This is a genomic window from Roseateles sp. GW823-FHT07B05, from assembly GCF_058794515.1.
Map to the genome: position 1 here is coordinate 46,366 of NZ_JBXAGX010000022.1, position 8,427 is coordinate 54,792.

At 72.6% G+C, this 8,427-nt stretch carries 7 protein-coding genes; 4 read left to right on the forward strand and 3 right to left on the reverse strand.

What is annotated here, in order from left to right:
• Nucleotides 1-12: 12 nt before the first annotated feature.
• Entirely contained in the window at nucleotides 13-1,734 is a 1,722-nt protein-coding gene (locus AC1Q7O_RS26060; RefSeq protein ID WP_492662077.1) for a peptidase domain-containing ABC transporter, read from the reverse strand.
• 258 nt (nucleotides 1,735-1,992) lie between these two features.
• Between AC1Q7O_RS26060 and AC1Q7O_RS26065 the strand changes: the two genes are divergently transcribed.
• A complete protein-coding gene (locus AC1Q7O_RS26065) occupies nucleotides 1,993-3,414 on the forward strand; it encodes a dihydrolipoyl dehydrogenase (RefSeq protein ID WP_492662078.1) in 1,422 nt (473 codons plus the stop codon).
• Nucleotides 3,415-3,424: 10 nt separating this feature from the next.
• On the opposite strand, the gene AC1Q7O_RS26070 is transcribed toward AC1Q7O_RS26065, so the two are convergent.
• The gene (locus tag AC1Q7O_RS26070) at nucleotides 3,425-4,429 is read right to left on the reverse strand and encodes a zinc-dependent alcohol dehydrogenase family protein (RefSeq protein WP_492662079.1); all 1,005 of its coding nucleotides are present in this window, start codon (nucleotides 4,427-4,429) and stop codon (nucleotides 3,425-3,427) included.
• Between the two features lie 81 nt (nucleotides 4,430-4,510).
• Between AC1Q7O_RS26070 and AC1Q7O_RS26075 the strand changes: the two genes are divergently transcribed.
• The 3 genes from AC1Q7O_RS26075 to AC1Q7O_RS26085 all read left to right on the forward strand — a co-directional run bounded on the left by AC1Q7O_RS26075 (nucleotide 4,511) and on the right by AC1Q7O_RS26085 (nucleotide 8,066).
• Entirely contained in the window at nucleotides 4,511-5,413 is a 903-nt protein-coding gene (locus tag AC1Q7O_RS26075) for a LysR family transcriptional regulator (RefSeq protein WP_492662080.1), read from the forward strand.
• Between the two features lie 10 nt (nucleotides 5,414-5,423).
• Nucleotides 5,424-6,194 (forward strand): exodeoxyribonuclease III, encoded by a 771-nt coding sequence (gene xth, locus AC1Q7O_RS26080; RefSeq protein WP_492662081.1) that lies wholly within the window; start codon nucleotides 5,424-5,426, stop codon nucleotides 6,192-6,194.
• Nucleotides 6,195-6,464: 270 nt separating this feature from the next.
• Nucleotides 6,465-8,066: a methyl-accepting chemotaxis protein gene (locus AC1Q7O_RS26085; RefSeq protein ID WP_492662082.1), complete on the forward strand. Its 1,602-nt coding sequence runs from the start codon at nucleotides 6,465-6,467 to the stop codon at nucleotides 8,064-8,066.
• Nucleotides 8,067-8,077: 11 nt separating this feature from the next.
• Here AC1Q7O_RS26085 and AC1Q7O_RS26090 read toward each other — a convergent pair whose 3' ends face one another.
• Nucleotides 8,078-8,284: a DUF4287 domain-containing protein gene (locus AC1Q7O_RS26090; RefSeq protein WP_492662083.1), complete on the reverse strand. Its 207-nt coding sequence runs from the start codon at nucleotides 8,282-8,284 to the stop codon at nucleotides 8,078-8,080.
• Nucleotides 8,285-8,427 lie beyond the last annotated feature (143 nt).

The window sequence follows — 8,427 nt, forward strand, 5'->3', positions numbered from 1 at the left end:
GGATCGCATTCCTTAGGCGGACGTCGTGCGGTTCGGCGCGGGCGTGCGCGGGGTGACGGCGCCGGGCGCCAGCAGCCGCTGCGGCGGCGCGTCGGCCACCAGGCGGCCGCGCTCCAGCACCAGCACGCGGTCGCAGATCTGGATGAGCTCGGCGCTGTGCGTGGCGACGACGATGCAGCGGCCGTCCTTCCAGCCCGGCAGCGCGGCGATGAAGCCTTCCTGCGCCTGGCGGTCCAGCCCCAGCGTGGGCTCGTCCAGCAGCAGCAGGTCGGACGGCTGGTGCAGCACGCGGGCCAGCGCCAGCATCTGCCGCTGGCCGCCGGACAGGCCCGCGCCGTTGGGCCCCAGCTCGGTGTTCAGGCCCAGCTCGCCACGGTCCAGCTGCGGGCCCAGGCCGGCGACGCGCAGCGAACGCAGCACGTCGGCCTCGCGGGCGCCGTCCTCGCCGGGTGCGACGACGTCCTGCAGCCGGCCGGCCAGGAAGCCCGGCTCCTGCGGCTTGTAGGCCACCGTGCTGGCAAGCCAGCGGCGCGTCAGGTCGTCGGCGACGACGCGGCCGCCCAGCGCGAACTGGCCCGACGTGGGCACCACATGCCCGGCCAGCAGCTTCAGCAGCGTGGACTTGCCGGCGCCCGAGCTGCCGACGACGGCCACCAGCTCGCCGGCCTGCAGCGTGGCCGTCACGTCGGCCAGCACCGGCGCCCGGTCGGGGTAGGCAAAGCCCACGCCGGCCAGCCGCACGCCCTCGGCGGTGGCCGCGCCCAGCGGGCCGGTGGCCTCGCGGTCGGGCAGCACGGCAGCGTCCAGCGCCACGGTCTGCGCCATGTCGCGCAGCGCGCGCATGAACTCGCGCCAACGCACCACCACCGGTGCGAACAGGCAGATGGAACTGACCAGCCGCCCGCCCAGCATGGTGGCCGAGATCAGCCCGCCGACGCTGAGCGCCTGCGCCTCGATGCGGTAGACGCCGGCCACCAGCGTCAGCACCGTGCAGGCCGACATGCCCACCGGCAGCAGCTGCTGGCTGACCTGCTGCCACACCCGTGCCCGCGACGCTGCCCGGGCACCCACGGCCGACGGCTCGCGCAGGCCGCGCTCGGCCACGCGGGCCGCGGCGGTGGACATCAGGCTGTCGCGCGCGATCAGCACGTCCACCAGCCAGGACAGCTTGGTGGCCGACGCCTTGTTGGCCACCTGCGAGCGGCGCGCCGCCGCGCCCTGCAGCACGGCGCCGGCACCCAGCAGCACGAACCCGGTGCCCAGCGGGATCAGCACCAGCGGCCCGGCGACGACGGCCAGCGCGATGGCGAACAGCAGCGCGAACGGCACATCCGCCAGCGGCAGCAGGAATTGCGCGGACAGCACGTCGCGCGTGGCCGCCAGCTCGCGGTAGCGCGACATCAGCGTGCCCACCGGCAGCGGCCTGGAGGCCGGCGTGGCCAGCACGCCGCGCAGCAGGCGCTCGTCCAGGTGCATGTCCCAGCGCGCGCCGGCATGCTCCACCAGCAGCACGCGCGACAGCCGCAGCACCAGCTCCAGCGCGAACAGCAGCCCCATGCCCAGCGCCAGCGCCCACAGCGTCTCGTGCAGCTCGTTGCCCACGGCCTTGTCGTAGACCAGCATGGAGAACAGCGGCAGCGTCAGCACGAAGGCGTTGACGAGCAGGCTGGCGAGCGCCAGATCGGTCAGGTGACGACGGTTCGCGCGGAGGAACAGCAGGAGGGCTTCACGCATGCGTCGACGGTGGCCGGGGCCTCTCGCTGGCGAAAGACGGCCAGGCGGGCTTGGGCGGGAAAAGAGAGTAAGAAACAGCCGGCCGATGATAGCCATCGCCCAGGGGGCGGCATTGGAGGGAAAACCAGTCAAAAACCACATTGATGCGCGGCTGTCCGCGCCCGTGCGGCCCGCCGACACCGGGCCGCAAGACCGTGCCGGCGCGGGCATGGGCAGCGCGGGCTATCCTGCCCGGATCACAGCCCCTGCGAGTCCGACATGACCCTTACCTGCGACGTGGCCATCATCGGCGCCGGCACGGCCGGCATGGCGGCCTACCGCGCCGCGCGCCGCCACACCGAGCGCGTGCTGCTCATCGAGGCCGCCCGGTACGGCACGACCTGCGCCCGTGTCGGCTGCATGCCCAGCAAGCTGCTGATCGCCGCCGCCGATGCGGCCGAGGCCGTGCGCGACGCCCTCCGTTTCGGCGTGCAGGCGGACGCGCCGGCCATCGACGGCCGCGCCGTCATGCAGCGCGTGCGCAGCGAACGCGACCGCTTCGTCGGCTTCGTCACCGACACCGTGGAAGGCTGGCCCGAGGCGACGCGGCTGTTCGGCCGCGCAAGGTTCATCGACGCGAACACGCTGGACGTGGACGGCCGGCGCATCGAGGCCCGCGCCGTCGTCGTCGCCACCGGTTCCCGGCCGCGCATCCCGGCGGGCTGGCGCGAGCGGCTGGGCCATCGCCTCATCGTCAACGACGACGTGTTCGACTGGGTCGACCTGCCGCGCTCGGTGGCCGTCGTCGGCGCCGGCGTCATCGGGCTGGAGCTGGCGCTGGCGCTGCACCGGCTGGGCGTGCGCGTGCGGCTGTTCGCCCGCGGCGAGCGCATCGGCCCGCTGACCGACCCCGAGCTGCAGTCGCTGGGCCGGCAACTGTTTGCCGAGGCGCTGCCGTTGACGGCCAATGCGGGTGAACTGCAGCCGGCGCTGGATGGCGACCGGGTGCTGCTGGGCGGCGAGCGCTTCGACGTGCTGCTGTGCGCCAGCGGCCGCGAGCCCAACCTCGACGGCCTGGGGCTGGAGGCCCTGGCCCTGCCGCGCGACGCCGCGGGCCGGCCGCGCATCGACCGCCACACCGGCCAGTGGGGCGCGGGCCCGCTGTTCGTGGCCGGCGACGCCACCGAGGACCGGCCGCTGCTGCACGAGGCCGCCGACGCCGGCCGCATCGCCGGCGACAACGCGGCGCGCTTCCCCGACGTGCACCGCCGCCCGCGCCGCGCGCCGCTGGCGGTCGTCTTCAGCGATCCGCAGATCGCGATGGCCGGCGCCAGCCATGCCGAGCTGACCGCTGCCGGCACGGCGTTCGACACCGGCCGTGTCAGCTTTGCCGACCAGGGCCGCAGCCGCGTCATGGGCGTCAACCGTGGCGGCCTGCATGTCTACGCCCAGCGCGGCACGGGCCGGCTGCTGGGCGCGGAGATGATCGGCCCCGCCGCCGAGCACATCGGCCACCTGCTGGCCTGGTGCGTGCAGCGTGGCGACACGGTGCAGCAGATGCTGAACTACCCCTTCTATCACCCGGTCGTCGAGGAAGGCCTGCGCACGGCGCTGCGCCAGCTGCACAACGACCAGCACCTGCCCGACCCGCCCATCGAGGACTGCCTGGACTGCGACACCGAGGCCGAAGTCGGCGGGTGACGCGCGGCACTCAGCCCACGTCGACGACAACCTTGCCCCGGCCCTGCCCGGCCGCGACGAGGGCGTGCGCGTCGCCGGCGGTGGCCAGGGAGAAGCGCCGCGCGTCCAGCCGCGGTGTCAGCAGGCCTGCATCCACCAGCGCCGCGGCCTCGCGCAGAATGGCGCCGTGGGCTTCGCGGCCCTCGCCGCTGAGCAACGGCAGCAGCGTGAACACGCCCGAATAGGTCGCCGCGCGGAAGGACAGCGGCGCCAGGCTGTGCGTGCCCCAGCCCAGGATGCTGACGACATGGCCGCCGTAGCGGCGCGCGGCCGTGAACGACGCCTCCAGCGCGGCGCCGCCGACCGCATCGAAGACGACATCGAAACCCCGGCCGGCCGTGTGCCGGCCGACATAGTCGGCCACCGTCTCGGTGCGGAAGTCGATGGGCGTGGCGCCCCAGCCGCGAACGAGCTCGGCATCCTCGGCGGCGGCGGTCGCGAACACCTCGGCGCCGCGGGCGCGCGCCAGCTGCACGGCGACATGGCCGACGCCACCGGCACCGCCCTGCACCAGCACGGTCTGGCCGGGCTGCACCCGGGCGCGATCCACCAGCCCCTCCCAGGCCGTGATGACGGCCAGCGGCAGCGCCGCCGCCTCGCGCATGCCCAGCCGCGCGGGCTTGCGCGCCAGCAGGCGGGCATCGACGGCGATGAACTCCGCCAGCGTGCCCTGCAGACCGGCGATGCCGCCGGCCATCGCATAGACCTCGTCGCCCGGCTGCCAGGCCGTCACGCCCGCGCCGGCCTGCACGACGACGCCCGCCATGTCGATGCCCAGCACCGCCGGCAGCGGCTGGCGGGCGTGGGCGGCCTGGCCGGCGCGGATCTTGGTGTCCAGCGGGTTCACGCCGCTGGCATGGATGCGCACCAGCACCTCGCCGTCGCCGGGCTCGGGCCGCGGCAGGTCGACGGCCATGAAATCGCCGTCGGGCTGGTTCACGCGCAGCGCGCGCATCGTCGGGGCAACTGAGGTCATGAGGAACTCCTGGGTGGTGGTGATGTCCAGAGTTTTGTTCATGCACATTCGAATGAAAACCAACGAGCTCGCAAGTCAAGCATGCAATTTCGTATGCTCGCCGGTATGGACTGGGACGACATCAAGGTGTTTCTCGCCGTCGCGCGCGCCGGCTCCCTGGGCGGCGCCGCCCGGGCGCTGGGGCAGTCGCAGCCGACGATGGGCCGGCGGCTGAAGGCCTTCGAGGAGCGGCTGGGCACGCCGCTGTTCCAGCGCGGGCCCGGCGGTTTCGTGACGACCGACGCCGGCGCCGAAGTGCTGGCCCATGCCGAGCGCATGGAGGACGAGGCCCTCGCCTTCGAACGCCGGCTGGCGGGGCAGGACGCCGAGCTGGAGGGGCTGATCCGCGTGTCCTCGTCCGACTGGTTCGGCGTGCAGGTGCTGGCGCCGGTGCTTGCCGGTTTTCAGGCGCTGCACCCGCGGGTCGTCATCGAGCTGATCACCGACTCGCGCCTGTTCAACCTGGCCCGGCGCGAGGCCGACCTGGTGTTCCGCATCCGCCCGTTCGACAGCGCCGAGGTCGTGCAGCGCCGGCTGATGACGCTGGACTACGCGCTCTACGGCGCCGCCGGCCTGGCGCCGCCTACCTGGGGCGATGGCCGCGGCACTGAGCTGATCACGATGGACACGGCGTTCGCCGAGATGCCCGACGTGCAATGGCTGCGCCGCGTGCTGCCGCAGGCGCGGGTCACGCTGCGCAGCAACAACCGCCAGGTGCAGGCGGCGCTGTGCGCGGCCGGCCGGGGCTGGACGGTGCTGCCCTGCCCGCTGGGTGACGCCCTCCCGGGCCTCGTGAAAGCTTCGCCGCCCGAGGCGCCGCCCGGCCGGGAGGTCTACCTCGGCTACCACCGCGACCTGCGCCGGCTGGGGCGGCTGCAGCGCCTGGTCGAACACGTCGTGGCCCGGCTGGCGCCGGTGACAATGCCGGCCGATTCCCAGCCTTGAGACCCACGCGATGAAGAAGTTCGCCACCTGGAACGTCAATTCCCTCGCCATCCGGCTGCCGCAGGTGCTGGACTGGCTGGCCGCCCACCCCGTCGACGCGCTAGTGCTGCAGGAGACCAAGCTCACCGACGACAAGTTCCCGACGATGGAGATCGGCGAGGCGGGCTGGCAGGTGCAGTGGTTCGGCCAGAAGACCTACAACGGCGTGGCGCTGATCAGCCGCGAGCGGGCCGACGGCGTCGTCAAGAACATCACCGGCTTCGCCGACGAGCAGGCCCGCGTCATCGCCGGCACGGTGGGTGGCGTGCGCGTCATCGGCGGCTATTTCCCCAACGGCCAGGCGCCGGGCAGCGACAAGTTCGCCTACAAGATGAACTGGCTGACCGGCCTGCGCACCTGGCTGGCCGACGAGCTGAAGGCGCACGAACAGCTGGTGCTGATGGGCGACTTCAACATCGCGCCGGAAGACCGCGACGTCTACGACCCGGTCGCCTGGGCCGGCCAGATCCACTGCACGCCCGAGGAGCGCGAGCACTTCCAGCAGCTGCTGGGCCTGGGCCTGACCGACGCGTTCCGCCTGTTCGAGCAGCCGGCCAAGAGCTGGAGCTGGTGGGACTACCGCAACCTGGCCTTCCGCAAGAACCAGGGCCTGCGCATCGACCACATCCTCGTCAGCGAGGCGCTGAAGGGCCGCGTGACGGCCTGCGAGATCGACAAGGCGCCGCGCAAGAACGAGCGGCCCAGCGACCATGCGCCGGTCATCGTGACGCTGGACATCTAAGCGGGTGAGAGTTTTCATCCGTGCCCGCCCTGCCCGCCAAAACACCCTCGCCCGTCGTTGCAAATGCTCGCCATAGCCCGCTATGGCTGCGCTTTCCGCCTAGTTCGAGGGCGTTTTGACGCGCCTTTCGGGCTCGTCTGAAAACTCTCACCCTCTGAGCATTGCGTCACACGCCGCCGGCCTGCAGCACCGGCGGCTCTCAGGGTTTGCGCCAAGTCAAGGGGAGCGCTCGCGGGGCGCCGCATGCTGTGTCCGAGAGAGGACCTGTCCATGCGCCACCAAGCCGTCACCCACCGAGAAATCCCCTTCCCCACCGGCCGCGCGCTGGTGTCCACGACCGACCTGAAGGGGCGCATCCTTCACGCCAACGCGGCCTTCGTCGACCTCAGCGGCTACGCGCTGGAGGAGTTGCTGGGCCAGCCGCACAACATCCTGCGCCACCCCGACGTGCCCGAGGAGGCCTTCCGCGACCTGTGGGCCACCATCGCCGCCGGGCAGCCGTGGTCGGGCCTGGTCAAGAACCGCAGCAAGAGCGGCGACCACTACTGGGTGTATGCCAACGTGACGCCGCTGCTGGACGGCGGCCGGCCGGTGGCCTACCTGTCGGTGCGCACCCAGCCCACGCGGGCGCAGATCGAGCAGGCCGAGGCGCTTTACGCGGTGATGCGCGCCGAGAAGGCCGACGGCAGGCTGCGCCATCACCTCAGCGCCGGCGAGCTGCTGCGCCCCGGCCTGGCCGGCGGCGTGCAGCGGCTACGCCGGCGCCTGCCGTGGCTGGGTGGCATGCCGGCGCCGCTGCTGGCGGCGGCCGCCAGCGTCGCGGCATTCGCCACGGGCGGGCTCTGGGCGGCGGGCGCCGTGGCGCTGGCGACGGCGGGCAGCGCCGCCTTCCTGCAGCACGCCAGGCTGCGCGGCATGCTGGGCGCGACCGAAGGCTTTGCGAATGCGCTCGCCGCGGGCGACCTGTCCACCACGCTGCAGCCCAGCGGCCACGCGCTGACGCGCCCGCTGGAGTCCGCGCTGGCCCAGGTGTCCGTCAACCTGTGCGCGATGGTGACCGACACGCGGCACGAGATCGACCGCATCCGCCGCGTCAGCGAGGAGATCGCCCAGGGCAACCAGGACCTGGCCCAGCGCACCGAGAGCCAGGCCGCCAGCCTGCAGCAGACGGCGGCCAGCGTCGAGCAGATTGCCGCCACGGTGCGTGACACCAGCGAGCACGCCGGCAACGCCAGCGGCGTGGCGGGCCAGCTGCACGAGGTGTCCAGCAACAGCGCCAGCGTCGTGCACTCGGTGACCGACACGATGGGCGGCATCGCCGCGTCGTCCGGGCGCATCGGCGAGATCGTGCAGCTCATCGACAGCATCGCCTTCCAGACCAACCTGCTGGCGCTGAACGCGGCCGTGGAAGCGGCACGGGCGGGCGAGCATGGCAAGGGCTTTGCCGTCGTCGCCGGCGAGGTGCGGGCGCTGGCGCTGCGCAGCTCCACGGCGGCACGCGAGATCAAGACGCTGATCGACGACTCCACGCGCCGCGTGCGCGACGGCGAGGCGCAGACCCGCACCGCCCGCGAGAGCATCGACGCGACGCTGGCCCAGGTGCGCGCCTTCACGGGGCTGATCTCGCACATCGACAGCGGCGCCCGCGCCCAGCTGCAGGGCGTGGCCGAGGTCAACGGCGCGATGCATGCGCTGGACGGCATCACGCAGCAGAACGCCGGCCTCGTCGAACAGCTGGCCCGCGCGGCGGCGCAGATGCAGCACGACACCGAGCAGGTGGCCGCGGCGCTGCATGTGTTCCGGCTGGCGGCCAACGAGGAGCGCTCGCTGCCCGACGCGGTCGAGCTGCGCCGCGCCGCTCGCCGGGCCTGACGCGGCGCCGGCTACTTCTTCAGGAAGTAGGCCACCAGCGCGTTGGCGTGGCCATGGCCCAGGCCATGGTCGGCCTTGAGCCGGTTGACCATCTCCATGTGCTTGAGCGGACCGGCGTCGGCGATGACCTGCTGCCAGTGCGCGATCGGCTGGCCGTAGGTCTTCTCGATGGACGGGAAGTACGAGGCCGGACCTTTGACTTTCTCTTCGGCGGGCATGGGATTCCTTTCGATGCTGGCCTGATCCACGACGGATGACGCGGCGCCGGATCGACAGCGGCTAGATGTTGAGTTCCAGTAGGTTGTTCATGGCCGGGATGCGGCTCATGGGTGGCTGGCGGTTGAGTGCGGAGTGTGGCCGA

Coding starts and splice junctions, on each gene's coding strand:
- AC1Q7O_RS26060 (WP_492662077.1), bottom strand. CDS start 1,734: ATGCGTGAAGCCCTCCTGCTGTTCCTCCGCGCGAACCGTCGTCACCTG.
- AC1Q7O_RS26065 (WP_492662078.1), top strand. CDS start 1,993: ATGACCCTTACCTGCGACGTGGCCATCATCGGCGCCGGCACGGCCGGC.
- AC1Q7O_RS26070 (WP_492662079.1), bottom strand. CDS start 4,429: ATGACCTCAGTTGCCCCGACGATGCGCGCGCTGCGCGTGAACCAGCCC.
- AC1Q7O_RS26075 (WP_492662080.1), top strand. CDS start 4,511: ATGCAATTTCGTATGCTCGCCGGTATGGACTGGGACGACATCAAGGTG.
- xth (WP_492662081.1), top strand. CDS start 5,424: ATGAAGAAGTTCGCCACCTGGAACGTCAATTCCCTCGCCATCCGGCTG.
- AC1Q7O_RS26085 (WP_492662082.1), top strand. CDS start 6,465: ATGCGCCACCAAGCCGTCACCCACCGAGAAATCCCCTTCCCCACCGGC.
- AC1Q7O_RS26090 (WP_492662083.1), bottom strand. CDS start 8,284: ATGCCCGCCGAAGAGAAAGTCAAAGGTCCGGCCTCGTACTTCCCGTCC.